Origin of the sequence: Sanguibacter sp. Z1732 (genome assembly GCF_051020515.1) — a bacterium.
GTDB lineage: Bacteria > Actinomycetota > Actinomycetes > Actinomycetales > Beutenbergiaceae > CALKWS01.
The window spans coordinates 4,006,799-4,028,482 of sequence record NZ_CP194857.1; the positions used below are offsets into that span (position 1 = coordinate 4,006,799).

19 protein-coding genes and 2 pseudogenes are annotated in these 21,684 nt (G+C 69.9%); 4 read left to right on the forward strand and 17 right to left on the reverse strand.

Annotated elements, in window-relative coordinates:
- Positions 1–11: 11 nt before the first annotated feature.
- Entirely contained in the window at positions 12–1,808 is a 1,797-nt protein-coding gene (locus ACRRRO_RS20810) for a proline--tRNA ligase (RefSeq protein ID WP_434080787.1), read from the reverse strand.
- 117 nt (positions 1,809–1,925) lie between these two features.
- Here ACRRRO_RS20810 and ACRRRO_RS20815 point away from each other — a divergent pair, with 117 nt between their 5' ends.
- Positions 1,926–2,795, forward strand: a complete 870-nt coding sequence (locus ACRRRO_RS20815; protein ID WP_424797253.1) for a DNA-formamidopyrimidine glycosylase family protein — start codon at positions 1,926–1,928, stop codon at positions 2,793–2,795.
- Positions 2,796–2,824: 29 nt separating this feature from the next.
- Here ACRRRO_RS20815 and ACRRRO_RS20820 read toward each other — a convergent pair whose 3' ends face one another.
- From ACRRRO_RS20820 to rpsB, 13 genes and pseudogenes are all read right to left on the reverse strand, one after another.
- On the reverse strand, positions 2,825–3,127 hold the full coding sequence (locus ACRRRO_RS20820; RefSeq protein WP_434080788.1) for a GNAT family N-acetyltransferase: 303 nt from the start codon (positions 3,125–3,127) through the stop codon (positions 2,825–2,827).
- A gap of 19 nt (positions 3,128–3,146) precedes the next feature.
- On the reverse strand, positions 3,147–3,731 hold the full coding sequence (locus ACRRRO_RS20825; RefSeq protein ID WP_434080789.1) for a DUF4081 domain-containing protein: 585 nt from the start codon (positions 3,729–3,731) through the stop codon (positions 3,147–3,149).
- Positions 3,732–3,736: 5 nt separating this feature from the next.
- Positions 3,737–4,900, reverse strand: coding sequence for a flavodoxin-dependent (E)-4-hydroxy-3-methylbut-2-enyl-diphosphate synthase (gene ispG / locus ACRRRO_RS20830; protein ID WP_424797255.1), 1,164 nt, complete (start codon positions 4,898–4,900; stop codon positions 3,737–3,739).
- Positions 4,901–4,928: 28 nt separating this feature from the next.
- A complete protein-coding gene (locus ACRRRO_RS20835) occupies positions 4,929–6,254 on the reverse strand; it encodes a M50 family metallopeptidase (protein WP_424797256.1) in 1,326 nt (441 codons plus the stop codon).
- 66 nt (positions 6,255–6,320) lie between these two features.
- A complete protein-coding gene (locus ACRRRO_RS20840; RefSeq protein ID WP_434080790.1) occupies positions 6,321–6,665 on the reverse strand; it encodes a hypothetical protein in 345 nt (114 codons plus the stop codon).
- A gap of 409 nt (positions 6,666–7,074) precedes the next feature.
- Positions 7,075–7,878: an SDR family oxidoreductase gene (locus ACRRRO_RS20845; RefSeq protein ID WP_424797258.1), complete on the reverse strand. Its 804-nt coding sequence runs from the start codon at positions 7,876–7,878 to the stop codon at positions 7,075–7,077.
- 18 nt (positions 7,879–7,896) lie between these two features.
- Positions 7,897–9,073, reverse strand: a pseudogene (gene dxr, locus ACRRRO_RS20850) (1-deoxy-D-xylulose-5-phosphate reductoisomerase).
- On the reverse strand, positions 9,070–9,615 hold the full coding sequence (locus ACRRRO_RS20855) for a DivIVA domain-containing protein (protein WP_424788374.1): 546 nt from the start codon (positions 9,613–9,615) through the stop codon (positions 9,070–9,072). The pseudogene dxr and the gene ACRRRO_RS20855 overlap by 4 nt, the downstream one beginning before the upstream one ends.
- Positions 9,616–9,749: 134 nt before the next feature.
- Positions 9,750–10,853: a phosphatidate cytidylyltransferase gene (locus tag ACRRRO_RS20860; RefSeq protein ID WP_424797260.1), complete on the reverse strand. Its 1,104-nt coding sequence runs from the start codon at positions 10,851–10,853 to the stop codon at positions 9,750–9,752.
- A 10-nt stretch (positions 10,854–10,863) separates the two neighbouring features.
- Positions 10,864–11,421 (reverse strand): ribosome recycling factor, encoded by a 558-nt coding sequence (gene frr, locus ACRRRO_RS20865; protein ID WP_424797261.1) that lies wholly within the window; start codon positions 11,419–11,421, stop codon positions 10,864–10,866.
- Between the two features lie 34 nt (positions 11,422–11,455).
- Entirely contained in the window at positions 11,456–12,181 is a 726-nt protein-coding gene (gene pyrH, locus ACRRRO_RS20870; protein ID WP_434080791.1) for a UMP kinase, read from the reverse strand.
- A gap of 140 nt (positions 12,182–12,321) precedes the next feature.
- A complete protein-coding gene (gene tsf, locus ACRRRO_RS20875) occupies positions 12,322–13,161 on the reverse strand; it encodes a translation elongation factor Ts (RefSeq protein ID WP_424797262.1) in 840 nt (279 codons plus the stop codon).
- Positions 13,162–13,195: 34 nt separating this feature from the next.
- Positions 13,196–14,226: pseudogene (gene rpsB / locus ACRRRO_RS20880) on the reverse strand (30S ribosomal protein S2).
- Between the two features lie 446 nt (positions 14,227–14,672).
- Between rpsB and ACRRRO_RS20885 the strand changes: the two are divergent.
- On the forward strand, positions 14,673–15,272 hold the full coding sequence (locus ACRRRO_RS20885; protein ID WP_424797264.1) for a M23 family metallopeptidase: 600 nt from the start codon (positions 14,673–14,675) through the stop codon (positions 15,270–15,272).
- 3 nt (positions 15,273–15,275) lie between these two features.
- Here ACRRRO_RS20885 and ACRRRO_RS20890 read toward each other — a convergent pair whose 3' ends face one another.
- Together ACRRRO_RS20890 and ACRRRO_RS20895 are read right to left on the reverse strand one after the other, a co-directional pair.
- Complete coding sequence (locus tag ACRRRO_RS20890) at positions 15,276–15,632, reverse strand: tyrosine-type recombinase/integrase (RefSeq protein WP_434080792.1); 357 nt, start codon at positions 15,630–15,632, stop codon at positions 15,276–15,278.
- Entirely contained in the window at positions 15,596–16,174 is a 579-nt protein-coding gene (locus ACRRRO_RS20895) for a site-specific integrase (RefSeq protein WP_434080793.1), read from the reverse strand. Before ACRRRO_RS20895 ends, ACRRRO_RS20890 begins: the two co-directional genes overlap by 37 nt.
- Positions 16,175–16,314: 140 nt before the next feature.
- On the opposite strand from ACRRRO_RS20895, the gene ACRRRO_RS20900 reads away from it, so the two are divergent.
- Positions 16,315–18,009 (forward strand): sensor histidine kinase, encoded by a 1,695-nt coding sequence (locus tag ACRRRO_RS20900; RefSeq protein ID WP_424797266.1) that lies wholly within the window; start codon positions 16,315–16,317, stop codon positions 18,007–18,009.
- A gap of 115 nt (positions 18,010–18,124) precedes the next feature.
- Positions 18,125–19,207 carry a diguanylate cyclase domain-containing protein gene (locus ACRRRO_RS20905; RefSeq protein WP_434080794.1) on the forward strand — a complete coding sequence of 361 codons (1,083 nt, stop codon included), beginning with the start codon at positions 18,125–18,127 and terminating at the stop codon, positions 19,205–19,207.
- Here the strand turns inward: ACRRRO_RS20905 and ACRRRO_RS20910 are convergent.
- Positions 19,186–21,669: a response regulator gene (locus ACRRRO_RS20910; protein WP_434080795.1), complete on the reverse strand. Its 2,484-nt coding sequence runs from the start codon at positions 21,667–21,669 to the stop codon at positions 19,186–19,188. The two genes, ACRRRO_RS20905 and ACRRRO_RS20910, sit on opposite strands and share 22 nt — an antisense overlap.
- Positions 21,670–21,684: the final 15 nt, after the last annotated feature.

Below are 21,684 nucleotides of genomic sequence, written 5' to 3' on the forward strand. Positions count from 1 at the left end.
CCCCGAGGTCGCTAGAGGCCGGCTTCGGCCAGCCGGTGCCGTACCTCGGTGGCCGCCACGCCCGCCTGGATGTCGTGCCGGGCGCCGCTGGCCCGTTCGCGAAACTCCACCACGCCATCGGCCAGCCCGCGTCCGACCACCAGCGTGTACGGCACCCCGAGCAGTTCGGCGTCGGCGAACTTCACCCCGGCGGAGACCTTCGGGCGGTCATCGAGCAGCACCTCCACGCCCTCGGCATCCAGGTCGGCGGCGATCTGCTCCGCGGTGGTCAGCACGTGTGGATCCTTACCCGTTGCGACGATGTGCAGATGTGCCGGGGCGACCTGCACCGGCCAGCACAGCCCGTTCTCGTCGTGGGTGGCTTCGGCGATCGCGGCCAACACCCGGGTGACGCCCAGGCCGTAGGAGCCCATGGTGACCACCCGGGTCTTGCCGTTCTCGTCGAGCACGTTCAGGCCCAGGGCCGCAGCGTAGGTGGTGCCCAGCGCGAAGACGTGTCCGACCTCGATGCCGCGGGCCAGCTCCAGCGGTCCGGACCCGTCCGGAGCCGGGTCGCCGGCGCGCACCTCGGCGGCCTCGATGGTGCCGTCAGCGGTGAAGTCCCGCCCGGCGACCAGGTCGAAGACGTGCTTGCCGGGCTCGTTGGCGCCGGTCATCCACACCGTGCCCGGCACGATACGTGGGTCGAGCAGGTAGCGCGCCGCTCCGGTACCGGCCGAACCGTCGGAGTCGTCCTGGTCGCGCGGAGCCCCATTGGGACCCAGGACCGCGGGCCCCATGTACCCGGGCACGAGTTCGGGCCGGTTGGCCAGGTCCTCGTCGGTGGCGGCCTCCACAAGCGCCGGCTCCATCGCGGCCTGCAGGCGATCCATATCCACCTGCCGGTCTCCGGGAACACCGACTACGAGCACCTCCCGGCGCCCGTCGGGGTGGGTGGCGGTGATGGCCACGTTCTTCAGCGTGTCCGCTGCCTGCCAGGGGCGATCGCTGCGGGGGAAGTGGTCATTGGCGAAGTCCACCAGGGTCTCGATGGTGGGAGTGTCCGGGGTGTCCTCCACGTGCGCGGCGCGCACGCCCGTGGCGTCGGCGTCCGGCGGCACGGGCGTGGTGACGGCCTCGATGTTGGCCGCGTACCCGCCCGGGGAGCGCACATACGTGTCCTCCCCCACATCGGAGGGGTGCAGGAACTCCTCGGAGAAGGATCCGCCCATCGCCCCACTCATCGCCGAGACGATCACATAGTCCAGCCCCAGTCGGTCGAAGATACGCTCGTAGGCATCGCGCTGGGAGGCGTAGGAGACTCTCAGAGCCTCCTCGTCGATGTCGAAGGAGTAGGCGTCCTTCATGATGAACTCGCGCCCGCGCAACAGCCCGGCGCGGGGACGGGCCTCGTCGCGGTACTTGGTCTGGATCTGGTACAGCATCAGGGGCAGGTCCTTGTACGAGGAGTACAGATCCTTGACCAGCAGGGTGAACATCTCCTCGTGCGTGGGGGCCAGCAGGTAGTCGGCCTCCTTGCGGTCCTGGAGCCGGAAGATGTTCGGACCGTACTCCTCCCACCGGTTGGAGGCCTCGTAGGGCTCCTTGGGCAGCAGCGCGGGGAAGTGCACCTCCTGGGCGCCGGAGGCATTCATCTCCGCACGCACGATCGCCTCGATCTTGCCCAGCACCCGCAGTCCCAGCGGCAGCCAGGAGTAGATCCCCGGCGCGGCGCGGCGGATGTAGCCGGCCCGCACGAGCAGTTTGTGGCTGGCGACCTCGGCGTCCACCGGGTCCTCACGCAGGGTTCGGACGAACAGCGTCGACATTCGCAGTATCACGCGGCCGAGTCTATCCACCACCGCGCTGCGGCCCGTCCCGGTCCGCGTGCACATCGGGCGCCGGCGCGTGAGGCATCGCCCGAGCGGCTCTGCCAGAATGAGCAGGTGCCAGAGATGCCCGAGGTCCAGGGGCTGGTCCAGGCGCTGCACGCGCAGTTGACCGGCCGGGAGATGCGCGCGGTGCACGTGGTCTCCTTCCCCGCGCTGAAGACCTACGACCCACCGGTCACCGCCCTGCACGGAGCGCACGTCGCCGGCGTGCAACGGCATGGGAAATGGATCGACATCGCTGCCCGCACCGGCGAGGACGAGGTGCACCTGGTCTTCCACCTCGCCCGCGGTGGATGGGTGCGCTGGCACGAGGAGGCACCGACCCGCTCGCCTCGACCGGGCAAGTCCGGCCTGGCGGTGCGGGTGCTGCTCGACCGGGGGGCTTTCGACCTGACCGAAGCCGGCACCACGAAGAAGCTCGCCGTGCACGTGGTGCGCAGGGCCGTCGACGTGGAGCGGATCGCCACGCTGGGGGTGGACCCGCTCTCGGCGGAGTTCACCCGGGCCCGCTTCGAGGAGTTGCTCGATGTCCGGAACGCCCAGGTCAAGGGCGTGCTGCGGGACCAGAGCCTGATCGCCGGGATCGGCAATGCCTACTCCGATGAGATTCTGCACGCCGCCCGGCTCAGCCCGTTCGCGCTGACCCGGTCCCTGGACTCCGGCGCCCGGGAGCGGCTGTTCGCCGCGATCGAGAGCGTACTGACACGTGCGATCGAGGCAGCATCGGGTAAGGGGCCGGCCGACCTGAAGGATGTGAAGCGCTCGGGGATGGCGGTGCACGGACGCACCGGTCAGGCGTGCGCAGTGTGCGGCGACGTCATCGCCCAGGTCTCCTTCGCCGACTCCTCCCTGCAGTACTGCCCCACATGCCAGACCGGCGGTAAGCTCCTGGCCGACCGCCGCATGTCCAGACTCCTGCGCTGACCGTCCCGGCCCAGGGGTGCTGCCAGGGACTAGAGGAGGATGGTGGCGAAGGTGCCGACCTGGCGAAAGCCCGCACGGTGGTAGGTGGCCAGGGCGGAGGTGTTGTAGGAGTTCACATAGAGCGACACGATCGGGGCGAAGTGGGCCCGGGCATGGTGGATGACCGCGGCCATCCCGGGTGCAGCCAGCCCCCGGCCGCGATGGCGGGGGTGCACCCAGACGCCCTGGACCTGGGCCACACCCAGGCCGACGGTGCCGAGCTCCGCCTTGAACACCACCTCGCGCCCCCTCGGTCCCTCATCGATGCGCACCAGGGATCGGCCCTGATTCACCAGCGCCTTGATCCGGCGCTCATAGCCGCCACCGGCGGTCAGCGGTGAATCCGACCTCCTCGGTGAACATCGCGACGCACGCCGGGATGAGGATGTCCAGGTCCTCCGGGGTGGACTGCCGCACACGCGGGTCGGCCCCGATCGCGGGATCGTGGTCGATCATCAACGACGGCTGGTCCGAGCGCACCTCCCTGGGCGGGCCGAGGTGACGGCGCAGCAGCGGCCACAGGGCCAGCACCTGTTCTGCCGGGCCCACCAGGGAGGAGAATCGCTGGCCACGCCGGCGCACATGCTCGGCCAGCGCCTCCAATCCCTCCGGTGGCAGGTCGAGCGGCACCAGGTTGCCCGCGGCCAGGCACAATCCGAGCAACTCCTCCGAGCGCATCGCGCACAGTACCTGGGCACGGCTGTAGACGTTGTGCGACAACGCCTCCACGTACTCGGCCAGCAACGCCGCGGCCACCGGGTCGACCGCCGCCCGGGCCCGCACCCGCTCCACGCCGACCACGCCGGCCTCGACGATGGATACCGGCTCGCCCGCCAGTTGCAGATGGCCCGACCGTTCCCGTCGGGGGCGGGACCGTCGCCGCGGCCACTCACGCATGTCGCTCAGGAGACGCTGACCTGCGGGGCCCCGGCATCGTCGTCGACCTCCATCTCGGCGGCGATCCGGTTGGCCTCGGCCAGGAGCGTCTCGACGATCAACTCCTCCGGCACGGTCTTGATGACCTCTCCCTTGACGAAAATCTGGCCCTTGCCGTTGCCGGAGGCCACGCCCAGGTCGGCCTCGCGAGCCTCACCGGGACCGTTGACGACGCAGCCCATCACCGCGACCCGCAGCGGCACGGTCAGGTGTTCCAGGCCCGCGGTGACCTGATCGGCCAGGGTGTACACGTCCACCTGTGCCCGGCCGCAGGAGGGGCAGGAGACGATCTCCAGTTTGCGCTCGGCCAGGTTCAGGGACTGCAGGATCTGCAAGCCCACCTTGACCTCCTCCACCGGCGGGGCGGACAGCGACACCCGGATGGTGTCCCCGATGCCCTGGGACAACAGCGCCCCGAACGCGGTGGCGGACTTGATCGTGCCCTGGAAGGCCGGACCGGCCTCGGTGACCCCCAGGTGCAGCGGCCAGTCGCCCGCCTCGGCGAGCAGTTCGTAGGCGCGCACCATCACTACCGGGTCGTGGTGCTTCACCGAGATCTTGAAGTCGGTGAAGCCGTGCTCCTCGAACAGGGAGGCCTCCCACACCGCCGACTCCACCAGTGCCTCCGGGGTGGGCTTTCCGTACTTGGCGAGCAGGCGTTTGTCCAGGGAACCGGCGTTCACCCCGATCCGGATGGAGACTCCGGCCTCGGAGGCGGCCCGGGCGATCTCCTTGACCTGATCATCGAACTTTCGGATATTGCCGGGGTTGACCCGTACGGCTGCGCAACCGGCGTCGATCGCGGCGTAGACGTACTTGGGCTGGAAGTGGATATCGGCGATCACGGGGATCTGGGACTTCTTGGCGATGATCGGTAGCGCGGCAGCGTCCTCGGTGGTGGGCACCGCCACCCGCACGATGTCGCATCCGGCGGCAGTCAGTTCGGCGATCTGCTGCAAGGTGGCGTTGATGTCGGTGGTGGCGGTGGTCGTCATCGACTGCACCGTGATCGGCGCCTCCGAACCCACCTTCAGCGGACCGACATTGATCATGCGGGTCTTGCGCCGGGGCCGCAGCACCGGAGGCGCCGCTTTGACGGTGGGGATCCCGAGATCGACAGGTACGCTCACGCCCTCAGTGTAAGTGGTCGGTACCCGGTCAGGTCAGTGTGATCGGGTCGATGATGTCGGCCACGGCCAGCAGCAGACTCATCCCGATCATCACGATCACCACCACGTAGGTCAGTGGCATCAGCCGGGCGGTGTCCACCGGCCCCGGGTCGGCCCGCCCGAAGAGGCCCGACACACGGCGCCTGGCCCCCTCGAACAACGCCCCGGCGATGTGTCCGCCGTCCAGGGGTAGCAGCGGGATCATGTTGAACACGAACAGCGCCATGTTCAGCGAGGCAATCAGGGAGAGCATGTCCGCGGTGCGCTCGGCCGGACCGTAGTCACTCAACTCCACCGAGGTGATCTCCCCGGCGAAGCGGCCCACGCCGATCAGGCCCATCACACCGGGGTCACGTTCGGCGTTGCCCAGCAGTGATTGCGTAATGCCGACCAGCCGTTGGGGCAGGGTCACCACCACCCGCACGGTGCCGCTGAAAACGTTCCAGACCACCTCCGGGACCGCCGTGATCGGCTGGCGCACCAGTTCTCCGGCCGGGCTGATCCCCACGAACGGCACCTGGGTGGTGCGGACCTGCCCGTCCGGGCCCAGCACGGGCCGGCCGTCGTCGTCGACCATCGGACGCTCCGCCAGCGCCGGGGTGACGGTGAAGGTCACGTCCTCACCCGCGCGTTCCACGACCACCTCGGCGGGACCGGTGCCGCCCTGGACGATCGCCTCGGAGACGTCCTCCCAGCCGCTCACCGCGGTGCCGCCCCAGGACACGATCACGTCGTCGGGCTCCAGTCCGCCCTGGCGTGCCGGGGCCGCCCGGTCGGTGTCCGTGCACTCCCTGCTCTCTCCGGCCGGGAGCACACACTCCGAGACCGAGCCCAGCCGGTTGGTGGGCATGAGTTGGCCGATGGTGGTCAGGATGATCGCGAACAGCACGGTGGCGATGATCAGGTTCATCACCGGGCCGCCGAACATCACGCCGAGTTTGCGCGGCACGGTCAGGGCGTAGAACGAGCGATGCTCCTGGCCGGGGACCACCTCCTGGGCGGAGAAGGTGCGGGCGTCCTGGGCGGCCCGGTCCATCCAGCCACGCACGCCGGTGCGGTCGGTCGCGTGGGTACTCTCGGCCCGCGCCGGCGGGAACATCCCCACCATCCGCACGAAACCGCCCAGGGGTAGCATCTTGACGCCGTACTCGGTCTCGCCGCGCTTGGTGGACCACAGCGTCTTGCCGAACCCGACGAAGTAGTCGGTCACCCGGACGCCGAACAGTTTGGCCGGGACCAGGTGCCCGATCTCGTGCAGGGCGATGGACACGATGATGCCCACCACGATCACCCCGACGCCGAACCAGAACTCCATGGGCTCCTTCTTCCCCTTCGTGCACCAGGCTTAGCGTACGTCCTCCGGCGCCGGCTACCGGCGCCCTCAGCCCGCCAAGCGGGTGCGCAGCCATGCGGTGAGCACCGCCCCTTGTGCGTGCTGGAAGGCTCGCAGCGTCGGCAGACCGGGTGGCGGGGGCTGAGCGGACCCGTGCAGGAACAGGCCCAGCAGCACGGCCAGCACCGCATCCACCTGCTCCGGCGTACCGCCCAGGTCGGCCACCGCGCGCAGATGGGCGGTGAGGTCGGCCACGGGGTCATGGAGTCGCGCGTTCAGGGCCAGGCCCAGGGCGTCGAACCAGGGCGCCCCGCGGCAGGCCCAGGGCCAGTCCACGTTTCGTACCCCCTCCGGGGTCACCAGCAGGTTGTCCGACCGGGCGTCCAGGTGCACGATCGAGTCCCGGCCAGCGCCGGGCCCACCCCCTCGGACAACTCGGTCCGTCGATGTCCTCGGTGATCAGCAGCGCCCAGTCCACTCCCTCGATCGGTTCGCGGTGATGGCCGAGCAGGGTCGGTGCCCCGGCCGCGGCCGGAAGCACCGCCAGTACGTCCGCCTCCTGGGCCACCAGGTCCACCGAGTGCGTGTTCGTGTCGGCACCGCAGGCCTTGACGAAGGCACGTCTACCGGCGGAGGTGACCACTCTGGCCGCCACGCCGGGTGAGAATCCGCCGCGCTGGGTATGCGCGCGCTGCACCGGGGCCCCAGCGCAGCCTCAACGAGGCGTTGCACCGGGCGTGGCAGGTCGGTCCAGGCCAGCCTGGGCCCGTACGGCTGGACGGGGGCGGTCCGGGGTGCCGGCTCAGGCGAGGGGATCGTCCTCACCCCACGGGACCAGCCGCAACCGGCGCGCCTCGGTGGGCAGGTGCCCGGCCCGGGCCCGCAGTTCGGCCACGGTGTCGGCACCGGCGCGCACCATCCGGCCCGAGTAGGCGTCCAACTCCCCACCGGCCAGGGCCAGGCAGAGCCGGGCCACCTCCTCCGGGCTGGTCCACTCGGTGCGGTCGGCGTGAGCGGCCATCACGGCGGTCATGTCGGTGCGCACCACGCCGGGGGCCAGGTCGAAGGCGAAGATGCCGTGCTCCGTGCCGGCCAGGGCGGTGGCCCCGGTGATCCGGAACAGCGCGCTCTTGGAGGCGTTGTAGCCGCTGGACTCAGCATTGTCGCGCACCCCGGAACCGGAGTTGATGTTGACGATCCGGCCTCCGCCGGAGGCGATCATGTGCGGTACCACCTCGCGGGTGAGCAGGTAGGGGCCCTTGACGTTGGTGGTCAGCACCTGCCACCACTCCTGGGCATCGACCTCCCAGAGCGGGGCTTCCCGGTGGTTCAACCCCGCGTTGTTGACCAACAGGTCCACCTGCCCGAAGGTCTGCAGAGCCTGCCCGACGGCGGCGCTCACCTGGTCGGCGTCGGTCACGTCGCACCCGATCGGCAGCACCGCCGGGGTCGGCGCGCCGGTGGCGGCACCGACGTCGGCAGCCAGGTCCTGCAGCCGGCCGGTGTCCCGGGCCAGGGCTACTACCTGCCAGTTTGCGCTCACCAGCGCTCGAACCAGATGGGCGCCGATACCGCGGGAGGCTCCGGTGACGATGGCGACGGGCATGAGGGGGCTCCTGGGGGTTCAGTGGATCAGTTCGTGGACGCGGCCACGGGCCCATGACTCGGCCCGGGTTACCGCGGTCAGGTCCAACTGTGCCGGTCCGAGGTGTTCGGCGACCACTCTGGCTACCGTATCGACGATGGCCGGGAAGCCGATCCTGCCGGAGTGGAACGCTGCCACGCACTCCTCGTTCGCGGCGTTGTAGACCGCCGGATGGGTGCCCCCGGCCTCGGCGGCCGAGCGGGCCAGTGCCACCGCGGGAAAGGCTTCATCGTCCAGCGGGTGGAACTGCCAGGACTGGGTGATGGACCAGTCGGTGGGTACATCGACGCCGTCCAGCCGGTCCGGCCAGGACAGGCCCAGGGCGATGGGAACGAGCATCCGGGGCGGGCCGATCTGGGCGATGGTGGAGCCGTCCCGGAACTCCACCATGGAGTGGATCTGCTGCTGTGGGTGCACGACGACCTCGATGGCGGCCAGGGGCACATCGAAGAGCAGGTGCGCCTCGATCACCTCCAGGCCCTTGTTCACCATCGTGGCCGAGTTGGTGGTGACCACCAGGCCCATATCGAAGTTGGGATGGGCCAGCGCCTGGGCGGGGGTGACATCCGCCAGCTCCGCCCGGGTGCGCCCACGGAACGGGCCGCCGGATGCGGTGAGCACCAGACGTCGGACCTCCTCGCGCCGGCCACCACGCAGGGCCTGAGCGATGGCCGAGTGCTCGGAGTCCACCGGCACGATCTGATCCGGGCGCTGCTGGGCGGCGCGCACCAGTGCCCCACCGGCGATCAGGGAGGGACTCCTTGTTCGCCAGCGCCAGGGTGGAACCGGCGGCGAGTGCCGCCAGGGTGGGGCCCAGGCCCACCGAACCGGTGATGCCGTTGAGCACGACGTCGGCACCGTTGCCGGCCACCTCCGCGGCCGCCTCCGCTCCGGTCCGCACGTCCACATCGGGCACGGACCGGCCCAGACTGCTGGCCCGGGCGGCCAGCGCGGTCGCGAAGTCCGCGGCGCTGCCGGTGGCCAGGGCGACCTGGGCGGGGGCGTGCTGCAGAACCTGTTCGGCCAGCAGGTCCGGGTCCGACCCGCCGGCTGCCAGCGCCACGACAGCGAAGGAATCCGGGTGCGCGGCGACGACCTCCAGGGCCTGGGTGCCGATCGAACCGGTGCTGCCCAGGATGGTCAGCGTGCGGGTCACTCCACCGCCAGGAGGATGTCGATCGCTCGATCCAGGTAGGCATCGACGGGACCCTCGGCGTAGGCGCGCGACCGCGGGGCGGAGGGAAAGGTGACCGACCGCAGCTCGGAGGCGCTCAGGTGGGCACCTTCATCGAAGTAGGCCACCAACCGGTCCAGGGCGGCGTCGACGGCCTCGCTGTCGTATCCGCGGCCGCGCTCGGGTGGGGCGAACCGCTCCCCGGGCGGACGTACCAGGCGCGGATACAGGGAGGTGGCGCGCTCGGCCACCTGCTCCATCCAGGCGTCCTGGCTGGCACTGGTGACGAACTCGCTGCGGTCACGTTGGATGAATGCGGCCTCGAGTCGGTCCAGGGCGGCGTCGACCGCTGCCGGGTCGTAGCCGTGCCGGACCAGGTCGAAGGCGGCCGAACGCACATCGGCGCTACTCATCCCGGTGTCACCGCTCTCGTAGGCCGACTTGGCGCGCTCGAAGAACTCTTCGACCTCCTCCCGGTCGTAGCCACTGGCCCAGCGACCGACCGTGGGGAACAGGTCCTCCATGCCGCGCTCCTTCCTGTCCTGCGAATCCGGTTCTGCCGAGAAGTATTACGTACCGGCACCGATGTGCGATTACTGCCAGTACCGTGCCACAACCCGGGCGTCGGCGGGGCGCGCACTCGCCCGACCGGCCGAGATCACGTGCCCAGGAGCAGGAACTGGGCGACGTACACCACAGGCGCGGCCACCAGGATCGAGTCCACCCGATCGAGCACTCCGCCGTGCCCGGGCAGCACCGTGCCCATGTCCTTGACCCCCAGATCACGCTTGAGCAGTGATTCGGACAGGTCCCCCACCGTGGCTGCCACCACCGTGAGCAGCCCGAAGACCACACCGACCCACCAGGCCCCGCCCAGAGCCAGCACGGTCAGGGCGACGCCGGTGATCACGGTCAGCAGGATCGACCCGCCGAAGCCCTCCCAGGACTTCTTCGGGCTCACCGTGGGGGCCATCGGATGTTTGCCGTAAAGGGCCCCTGCGGCGTACCCACCGACGTCATTGGCCACGACCAAGGCGATGAAGGTCAGCACCAGGATCGGTCCGGACCCGGTGAGCATCAGGATCACGAACCCGGCCAGGAACGGGATGTAGGCGGCGGCGAAGATCGCTGCGGTGGCATCTCGTAGCGCGGGCGGCCCGCTGCCATCGAGCACCCGCCAGACGAACGTTCCCCCTGCGGTGAGAATGAATGCCACCCACATCGCCTCGATCCCCGAGGTGTAGGCGGAGATGAGGATCCCGGCGGCCCCCACCAGCAGCGGAAGCAGCGGGATCCTGATGTCCCGGGTTCGCACCGCGCGGGCCAGTTCCCACAGGGCTACCCCACAGGCGAGGGCCACCAGCACCACGAATCCCTCGGTGCGGATGAACAGCGACGCCACCAGCACCGCGCCCAGCACCAGACCCACACCGATTGCCCAGCGCAGGTCCCGGCCGGCGCGCGAAGCGGGCGGCTCGGCCGCCCGCAGCGCCTGTTGCGGGTCGAGGGCCGGCAGTGCAGCAGCGGGTGCCGGCGCAGCCGGCGATTCCGCCGACGCCGGCGTCGGGTCGGCGGGTGAGGTCGTCGTCCCTGGCGGGTTCTCCTCGGGCGGCTCATCCTCCGCGACCCGCGTTGTGGGGGCCGCTTCGAGCCGGGCCTGCTCCTCGGCACGCGCCTGCTCCTGCGCGCGAGCGCGCTCGGCGGCCCGCAGCTGCCGGCGGGTCAGCGGCACCCCGCCAGGGTCTGGATCCTGCTCATTCATGGGCGGGAGATCACACCTCGAGCAGTTCCTTCTCCTTACCCGCCAACAGTGCGTCCACTTCGTCGGTGTGTCGGCGGGTCAGGGATTCCAGTTCGGTCTGTGCCCGATTCACCTCGTCCTCACCGACGTCGCCGTCCTTGGAGAGCTTCTCCAGGTCCTCACGGGCCCGGCGACGGATGCTGCGCACCGAAACACGCGCGTCCTCACCCTTGGACTTGGCCAGTTTGACGTAGTCGCGCCGCCGTTCCTCGGTCAGTGTCGGCAGCACCACCCGGATCATCACACCGTCGTTGGAGGGGTTGACGCCCAGGTCGGATTCGCGCAGGGTCTTCTCGATCGCCTGCATCGAGGACTTGTCGTAGGGCGAGATCAGCACGGTGCGCGCTTCCGGAATGGTCATCGACGCCAGTTGCTGCAGCGGGGTGGGGGCACCGTAGTAATCCACCTCGAGTTTGTTGAACATCCCGACGTTGGCCCGCCCGGTGCGGATACCGCCCAGGTCTTCCCGGGCGACCTCCACTGCTTTGGTCATCTTCTCCTCGGCCTCGAGGAGGATGTCGTCGATCATCGGTGTCTCCTTGTTCGTCGCTGCGGACCCGTGATCACCGTGAGGTGACCAGCGTCCCGATCATCTCACCACGCAGGGCCCGCGTGACGTTGCCGGGCTCCTCCATCCCGAAAACGTGCATCGGTAGATCGTTGTCCCGGCACAGTGCCAGCGCGGTGGAGTCGACGACGCGCAGGTCCCGCTGGATCGCCTCGTCGAAGGTCAGTCGCTGGATCTTCTCGGCGCTGGGGTCGGTGCGTGGGTCGGCGGAGTAGACCCCGTCCACGCCGTTCTTGCCGACCAGCACCTCCACGCAGTGGGTCTCCAGGGCGCGCTGGATCGCGACGGTGTCGGTGGAGAAGTAGGGCATCCCGGCGCCGGCTCCGAAGATCACCACACGGCCCTTCTCCAGGTGGCGGATCGCCCGGAGCGGAATGTAGGGCTCGGCCACCTGACCCATCGTGATCGCCGTCTGCACCCGGGTGCTGACCCCGGCCTTCTCCAGGAAGTCCTGCAGCGCCAGACAGTTCATCACGGTACCGAGCATGCCCATGTAGTCCGCACGGGCTCGGTCCAGACCGCGCTGGGACAGTTCCGCGCCGCGGAAGAAGTTGCCACCACCCACCACGATGGCCACCTGCACGCCGTCGTTCGCCGCGACGGCCACCTGCTGTGCCACCCCGGCGACGACGTCCGGGTCCAGGCCGACGCTGCCACCTCCGAACACCTCCCCGGACAGTTTCAGCAGGACTCGGCGGTGGGTGGGTTCGCGCTGGCTCATCGGCTACTCCCTGTGCTGGTGATCCGGTGGGACTGGTTCCATGATGCCCGAGACGGGCGACCGGTCCGGCTCGCGCCCCGGACGACGCCGGCCCCGACCCTGCGTAGGGCCGGGGCCGGCGTCGGGGTGCGTGGAACCGCTCAGGCCCCGACGCGGAACCGCGCGTAGCCGGTGATGGTGCCACCGGCGTCGGCCACGATCTGACCCACGGTCTGCTTGGGGTCCTTGGCGAACGGCTGGTCCAGCAGCACGTTCTCCTTGAAGAAGCCGTTCAGGCGGCCCTCGATGATCTTGGGCAGCGCTCGCTCCGGCTTGCCCTCGGCGACCGCGGTCTCCTCGGCGATCCGGCGCTCGTCGGAAACGAGGTCCGCCGGTACGTCATCCCGGGAGAGGTAGGTCGGGGAGTAGGCGGCGATGTGCATCGCCACGTCCCGGGCCACGGCGCCACCGGCGCCGTCGGAGGCCACCAGCACGCCCACCTGCGGGGGCAGGTCCTTGGAGGTGCGGTGCAGGTACTCGGTGACCACCTCGCCGTCCACCCGGGCGAGCCGGCGCACGACCAGTTTCTCCCCCAGCGTCGCGGCGGTCTCATCGACCAGTTCGCGAAGGGTGCGTCCCTCGACGTCCTCGGCCAGCAGTGCCTCGGCGTCGGTGACCTCGGAGCCCGCGGCTGCGGTGACAACCTTGTCGGCCAGTTCGGCGAAGGTGTCGTTCTTGGCCACGAAGTCGGTCTCGGAGTTGACCTCGACCAGCACGCCGCGCTGGCCGCCCTCCCCCGCAACGATGGAACTGGCCACCAGGCCGTCCGATGCGGCCCGGTCCTCGCGCTTGCTGACGCCCTTCAGACCCTTGATACGGATGAGTTCCAGCGCCTTGTCGCTGTCACCCCCGGCCTCGTCCAGGGCCTTCTTGACGTCGAGCATGCCGGCGCCGGTGCGCTCACGCAGCGCCTTGATGTCAGCGGCGGTGTAATTCGCCATCTGTGATCCTTCCCAGATCGGTGGTAGTGGAGTCTCAGGCCTCGTCCGCAGGGGTGGCGTCCTCGGTGGACGCCTGCTCCTGGGCGGGGCCGGTCTCGGTCGCTCCGGCCGCGGGGGCCTCGGCGGTCTCGGCCTGCGCGGGCTCCGGGGCCGGGGCCGGGGTGACCCCGGCCTCTTCGGCCACGGCGGCCACATCCTCGGCCTCGTTGGTGGCACCGGCAACCTGCTGGGCGGCCTCGACCTCGGGGTCGGGCTGCTCGGCGCCGGCCACCGAGGTGGCTCCGGACTGCTCGGCCTCGTGGGTGGCGAGCAACTCGCGTTCCCACTCCGCCAGCGGCTCGGCCTCGGCTGCGGCACCCTCGGCCTTGTCACCACCGTGCCGGGCGATCAGGCCCTCCGCGACGGCGTCGGCCACCACCCGGGTCAGCAGGGAGACGGCGCGGATCGCGTCGTCGTTGCCCGGGATCGGGTAGTCGACCTCGTCCGGGTCGCAGTTGGTGTCCAGGATGGCCACCACGGGGATGTTGAGCTTGCGGGCCTCGGCGACGGCCAGGTGCTCCTTCTTGGTGTCCACCACCCACACCGCCGAGGGAACCTTGGCCATCTCGCGGATGCCGCCCAGGGTCCGGGTGAGCTTGTCCTTCTCCCGGCGCTGCATCAGCAGTTCCTTCTTGGTGTAGGCCGAGGAGGCGACGTCGTCGAAGTCGACCTCCTCCAACTCCTTCAGCCGCTGCAGGCGCTTGGAGACGGTGCCGAAGTTGGTCAGCATGCCGCCCAGCCAACGCTGGTTCACGTAGGGCATGCCAACCCGGGTGGCCTGCTCCTCGACCGCTTCCTGGGCCTGCTTCTTGGTGCCGACGAACAGGATCGTGCCACCGTGGGCCACGGTCTCCTTGACGAAGGAGTAGGCGCGGTCGATGTCCTGCAGGGACTTCTGCAGGTCGATGATGTAGATCCCGTTGCGTTCGGTGAAGATGAAACGCTTCATCTTCGGGTTCCACCGGCGGGTCTGGTGCCGAAGTGGACGCCGCTCTCAAGGAGCTGGCGCATGGTGACAACAGCCATGGCTGTGTTCCTCCTCCCGCGGCGCACAGGCCGCGGATCGGGTGCGCCGCGAGGACGCACAGTTCGGTTGTTCGTGGCCACCGGTACTGGTGGCTACTCCTGGTGCTCACGGCCTCGCGGCACCGCGACCTTCGTCCCGGACCTCGCCACGAGACCCCCGCACAGCGGGAGCGTGAGCGCGCGATGTCAGCCGGTTCGTCGCAGGACAAGCCTGCAGACCCACCGACTGCGGGGCCCATGTTACCCGATCGGCGCCACCACACCAGGCCCAGGGGCCCGCCCGGAGACAGCGGGCACTGAGACGCTGCTCACTCTGCTCACGCTGCTCACGCTGCGCCAAGCATCATCCACAGGCCGGCCGCCGCGGACCGGTGCTCCACAGTCGAAGCGGGGTCGGGGGTGGGTGGCAGGGCCTGCGGCGATGCTGGGTGCGGTAGGAGGTCCGGATGGGTGTACGTACGATCGCCGCGGGCGCCGGGGCCGTGGCCCTGGTGGCACTGGCGCTCACCACGCCCTGGTCCGGCCTCACCCCGGCAGCACCGGAAGCAGTCCCCGGGCCGGCCGCCGGCGGCGAATCGCAGACGACGCGGGCCGGCCCGGCCTCCGAGGCGCACCCAGTGCTGGAGTACCGCTGGCCGGTACCGCCACCACCACGGGTCCTGCGCCACTTCGAGCCACCCGCTCAGGTGTGGTCGCCGGGGCATCGCGGACTGGACCTGAGTGCCGGGGTCGGCGCACCGGTGCACGCCGCCGCAGCCGGAGTGGTGGCTTTCGCCGGGCCGGTGGCGGACCGCACCGTGGTCTCCATCGACCACCCAGACGGCATCCGCACCACCTATGAGCCGCTGGATCCACTGGTGCGAGCCGGCCAGCAGGTGCACGCCGGGCAGGTGATCGGTCATGTGGGAGTGGGCGAGGCCGGAGCGCATTGCGTTGAGTCCTGCCTGCACTGGGGCGCACGCACGGGCCCGGACACCTACCTGGATCCGCTTCTCCTGGTGGGCTCCGCACCGGTCACCATCAGGCTGTACCCGCTGCCGGGGTGACCCTCAGGCCCGCGGGTGGGCCTGATGGAACGCGCTACGCAATCTCTCGGCCGAGATATGGGTGTAGCGCTGGGTGGTCTGCAACGAGGAGTGCCCCAGCACCTCCTGGACCGAGCGCAGATCCGATCCGTGGTCGAGCAGATGGGTCGCCGCCGAGTGGCGCAACCCGTGCGGGGCCAGGTCACGCACCCCGGCCAGCGCGGTGAGCCGGTGCACCACGGTACGGATCTGTCGCGCATCGACCCGTCCGCCACGCACACCCACGAACAGCGCGTCACCCGCCACCGACGTCGCCAGTTCTGCGCGCACGTGCAGCCATCGGGTCAGCGCCCGCGATGCCGGCACCCCGAAGGGCACCATGCGTTCCTTGGCGCCCTTGCCCAGCACCCGCACCAGGCGGTCACGAAGAAGTCCACGTGCGTGATGTCCAGACCCACCAGCTCGCTGATCCGTAGACCGGAGGCGTACAGCAATTCCAGCGCCGCCCAGTCGCGCACCGCCACCGGCTCACCGTCCTGTGCCAGTTCCCCGGCGGTGCGCAGGAGGGTGACGGCCTCCTCCTCGGTGAGGATGTGCGGGACCACCTGATCGGCCCGGGGTGCCAGCAACCGCGGCCCGGGGTCGACGGCGAGCCAGCCGTTACGCACGGCCCAGGCGGTGAAGGTGCGCGATGCCGCCGCCCGCCTGGCGATGCTGGCCCGGGCGTGACCGCGCGCCGACAGCGCAGCCAGCCAACTGCGCAGCGCGAGCAGGTCCAGACCGGCCAGGTCGGTCGCCTCGGGGTCGGAACCGGTCGGGGCCAGTGTGGCCAGCAGTGAGACGACGTCCCCGCGGTAGCCCCGCACGGTGTGCTCCGACAGCCCACGCTGAGCCCGCAGGTGGGCGGCGAACGCCGACAGCATCGTACATCCCCGGGCCGTTCTGCCTCCCTCGTCCGCTCCTGGGTGCCCATCCACACACTGTGCCACGGGCCCGGGCACCACCGTGCACCCGACACCGCCAGCCGCAAAGGACGCGAGCCGATCCACGCTAACGTCGGGGGATGAGAACCGGGAGCAACGGGGGTCAGCGCGCCCCAGGTGGTCCGCGTGAGTCGACCCGCACGCTCATCCTGGTGCAGATGCTGCTGGCGGCGCTGATGCTCCTGGCCGCCACCTTGGTGGTGCTCTCGGGGATGGTGCGCTACCCCACGTTGTTGGTGATCTCCCTGGCGGTGACCTTCGTTACCTGCGCGGCTGCGCTGCTGGTCAACTGGCCGCGGTACCCGAAGTTGTTGCGGATACTGCTACCGGTTCTCAACGCGGCCGCGATCGGGATGCTGCGCGAATCGAGCCCGGCGGCGGACCTGGGCTTGCTGTGGATCTTCCCGGCGATCTGGACCGCGTGGTCCTTCGGACTGGCGGCCACCCTCGGAATGCTCGTGTCGATCGCCGTGGCCTACTGGGGCCTGGTGGCCCTCCGGGACACCGGTGCGACGCCCACCTCGGCTGCGCTGGGACCGGTGGTCATCGCGACGCTGGCCGTCATCACCCAGTTGGTGAGCCGACGGGTTCGCGCACAGCAAGATCTGCTCCAGGGCCAGGCACAGTCACTGCAACACGCGGTGGAACGTGCGCGACGACAGGAAGACCTGGTGACCGACGTCTTGGATGCGGTGGACTTCGAGGTGGTCGTCTACGGTGCCGACGGCAGGGTGGTGGTCGCCAACGAAGCCCATCACGGGCTGCAGGCACTGCGCGAGCACGCTGGGGAGAAGCTCTACCGGGCTGACGGGTACACACCCATGGATCCGCACGACCAGCCGAGCGCGCGAGCCGGTCGCGGGGAAACGGTGGAGCGGGAACTGCACTGGTACGGAGCGCCGGGCCGGGACCGCCGAGCACTGGAGACGACCACGCGCCGACTGCAGGACTGGCGGGGACAGGACGTGGGCATCGTGATGGTCAGCCGTGACGCCACCGCTGAGGAATTGGCGGTGCGCGCCCGTGCCGACCTCGTGGCCTCGGTCTCCCACGAGTTGCGCACCCCGCTGACTTCCATCCTGGGGTTCCTGGAACTGGCGGCCGAGACGGACGGCCTGCCGGCCGGCACCCGCCGTGGCCTGCAGATCGCCGAACGCAATGCTGGACGGCTGCTCACCCTGATCGGCGACATCCTCACCACCTCCGCCCACTCCCGGGAAGGCATCGCGTTGACGGTGAACCCGGTCCCGGAGAGCCTGTCCGAGGTGGTCGGCGCCGCCATCGAAGCGGCTTCGGACCAAGCCCGGAGCCGACAGATGCGGATCGATGCCACCGGGGTGGAACCGACCTGGGCGCGCATCGACGTCGGCCGGATCCGGCAGGTCGCGGACAACCTGATCTCCAACGCCATCAAGTACGGCCGCGACGGTGGCCGGATCGCCGTGGGTGTCACCAGCGATGGTACGCATGCGTGGATCGTGGTGCGCGATGACGGTCCCGGAGTCTCCGAACAGGAACTCCCGCTGCTGTTCGACCGGTTCTTCCGCTCCGACCGGGTGCGCAACACCTCCACCCACGGTAGCGGTCTGGGGTTGCCGATCAGCAGGGATATCGCGCGTGCCCATGGCGGCGACATCACCGTGCAGAGCACCCCCGACGAGGGCGCCACGTTCGTTGTGCGGCTCCCCGCCGCAGTACCAGGGCCGGCTACCGGAGCACCATCTGCGGCGGCGACCGGCTCCGCACACCCGAGCCCAACGCACGAGGAGCGATGATGAGTTGGTTGGATCCAGCCACGATGAGCCTGGTGACGGCCTTGGTGGTGGTGGTCTCCGGCATCGCGTTCCTGACCGACACGGCGTTGCACGCCAGGAACCGGGCGGCACGAGTGTGGGCGCTGTCGTTCATGGCGGGGATCCTGGCCGTGATGACCTACTTCTTCGCTGGGAGTTCCTCGCCGGCGCGTGGGTGGCCGCCGCGGTGGGTAACGCCGCCTTCGTCGTCACCACCGGGTGCATGTGGGTGGGCGGTCGGGTCTACAACGGCCGCCCAATGGCCCCGGGCGTCGCCCTGGTGGGGCTACTCGCGGTGACGACGCTGCTCAGCACGCTGGTCCAGGGCCCCGCCGGAGGCTCCTGGGCGGGCGCCGAGGTGATGTTCCTGACACTGCTCGTGCTCTCCGGACTGGGGTCGATCGAGGCCCGCCGGGGCGCGCTCGGCACCACGGCCACAGCCTGGGGCATCACCGCCGCGCTGGGCGTTCAGTGTCTGTACTACATCGCCCGCACCTGGGTCTTCCTCACCCGTGGGCCGGAGTCGGAACTCTTCCTGCAATGGTTCGATACCGCCCCGACCTCCGTGATCACGATCGCGCTGACCATCTCGGTGGTGGTCTCTCTCTCGGTGCTACGCGCCCAGGATCGAGCCCGACCCGCACGAGGTGCCGACATCACCCTGACCCAGGTGCGGGACGGGTTCCTGGGCCCGGGCTCCTTCGAAGGTGTGCTGCAGGGTCAGTTGCACCGGGCCGAGCAGCGCCGGGAGCGGCTCGCCGTGATCGTCCTCCAGACCAGTGGTCTGGAGCAGATTCGTTCCGCGTTCGGCAACCGCGCCGTCGAGGAGGTCGCCACGCGCTGGCGTGAGGGCATCCAGACCGCAGTGCCGTTGTCTGCCCTGCTCGGTCAAGTCGACCCGGCCACCGTGGTGATCAGCGCCCCGGTGCTGGGCGCAAACCAGGCCAAGCGCCTCGCGGGGCAGATCTCCCAGCGGGTGCTCGATGAGTTCAATGCTGCTGCGACGGCTGCGACCGTCATCGTCGGGGTGGGGGTGTGCGTCAGCGTCCCGGGCCTGAGCGCCCGGGACCTCCTGGACCGGGCCCAGACCGGCGCGGTCCGCTCCGCAGCAGGCGCCGAGACCGCTATCGTCCTGGTCGGGGCGGATGAGGTCGATGCTCAGGCAGCGGTGAGCCGGTAACCGACCCCGCGCACGGTTTCGATCCATCGGGGCTGGGCCGGTCGCTCCCCAAGTTTGCGGCGCAGGTTGGCCACGTGCACCTCGATGGCGCGCTCATCCTGCTCGGTGATGTAGGCGGTGCTGCCCAGGTAGGTCTCACCCCGCAGCATCAGCGCCAGATCCGCCTTGCTGATCACCCGCCGGCCCCCCTCCAGCAGGGCGTGCAGGATGTCGAACTCGCTCCGGGTCAGGTCCAGTTCCGCCCCGTGCAGGTTCACGAGGCGCATCTGCGGATGCAGTGCCAGGCCGTGGTGGTCCAGCCACGCCGATCCGGCGTTCGCCCCGCCCCCCACGGCAGGCGTCGGCGGACTGGCTCCGAGGCCACCGGAGTGTTCCGGGGTGGTCCCGGTAGGTGCTGCGCCCGAGTGGATCTCGCGGGGCCGGCGCAACATCGCCTCGATCCGGGCGCGTAGTTCCCGCGGGCGGAACGGCTTGGTGGTGAGGTAGTCGTCGGCCCCGGACTGCAGGCCGGCTACGGTGTCGATCTCCTCGGTGCGGGCGGTGAGCATCACGATGTAGGTGTCACTCACCGCGCGGATCCGCTTGGCGGCCTCGAACCCGTCGATCCCGGGCATGCTCACGTCCAGGGTGGTCACCAACGGCTCGTGACGGCGCACCAGGTCCACACCCTCGGTGCCGGTGCCGGCCGAGTAGGTATCGAAGCCGGCCTGCTCCAGCACGGTCGCCACCAGTTCACGGATATCGGCATCGTCTTCGATGACGACGGCAATACGCCTGTCCTGCACCACATCGCTCCCCGGAACCTGACTGCCCTGACGTGGCGGGCAGTCGATGACTCCTGTGACGATATCGCAGAAGTTCCGGCTGAACGCTTCCCCGGGGCCGTGGCGGGGTGGCGGAGAAGACACGTCATTCACCTTCCGGGCAGGGAAGTTGCCAGCCGGGGGCCGGGCCGTAGTGGGCGAAGGTGAACACCCCCGGGACGCATATCGAGAGACCAGTTGGGTATCCCCCGGGACGCCCTCGATGAGATACCGGGTGGTGCTGCCCTCCACCGGGGTGGCCGATACGTTCTCGTAGAGAGTCAACGGTTTGTCCGCCAGGCTGGCGGGGCAGACGAGATCGGCGAAGTCGACCTCCACGCTCCAGGGCACATAGAACTCACTGGTCGAGGTGACCTCGATGGTGAACGTGACGTGCCAGTCACCACCGCCCACGCGGACCGGGGAGACCTCGAACAGCGAGGGGTCCGGCTCCGGGGTCGGGACCCGCTCCGCACAGTAACCGAAGCGCTGCGTAGCCCCGGGTTGCAGGACCCGGTGCCAGTCATGGATCGCTCCGAGGGTCCACAGGCCGGTGTGCTCGTCGTAGGCCCGGGTTTCGATGTTGTTGTAGGTGATGGTTCCCGGTACCTGGGGGTTCGCACCCCACAGCGGCGCCAGGGAGGAGTCGAACTGCACGGTCCAATCGGGCACCGTGACCTCGGAGACGTTCGTCACGGTGAAGTCGTGGCAGTAGTTCAGCACATTGCTGTAGCCACCGGTCCAGGTGTGGTGGTACTCGAGCCCCGGGGTCAGGCTGACCGGTTCGAGGGCGTGGTCCACCTTCGCCGGCGGCGGCGCCACCGGTTCGGCCGTGACCGTCCATGAGGTGGTGCTGAGCGCACCAGGAGCGTCCGGTCCGCTGAGGTGCTGGGTGGTGGCGAGCAGCGCTTGCACCTCCACCTCCCCCTCGATGGCCCAGGCCTGGTCGGTGACGAGGGTGATGAGCGAGCCCCCGCCGGGGTCGCTCTGCACGCGCACGGGGGCATCGGCGGCAGTGGACACGGTGCCGCGGGTCTGCCCGGTGCCGGGCAGGACGACGGCGATCGATGCGCCGGCGACCTCGCTCACCGGGGTTCCGGGTAGCCTCAGGTGGACCTGGGTGATCTGGTTCTGCTGACCGACGATCTCGGTGTCGGCCCGGCCGTGCATGACCCGCCCGGTGTCCAGCAGAGCACCGGAGAAGGCAGCAAGGGACCCGCTCAGGTTCCCGATGGTGCTGGTCCGGGTGATGCCGTCGGTTCCGGTCACTGAGATCGCCACGGTGGTCACGTCGCGAGGCGCCATCCGGGTGATGGCGCAGCCGGGAGCGCTCATGTCCTCGGTCAGCGTCACCGACTGCACCGCGCCCTCGGTCACCGTGCTGGCCTCACAGGTACGCCCCGGGGCGTGCACGCTCATGCTGATCTCGTCGCCGGCGGGAAAGCCCCGGTCCGCTCCCCCGGTGAGGGTGACCGGACCGAGGCGCCAGTCGCCCTCGCCCCAGTGCGGGGCGTACTGGATCTCCAGCCCGGCCAGTTCCCTGGTCTGCACGGCGCCGGCCCCCATCTGCTGGGGGTGGGCTCCACCAAGGCCCGCCGCCGAGCCGATCACGCTGCCACTGAGGATCAACACCGCCAGCAACGCCAGCAATCCCGCCACTCGCCGCCTGGCCGG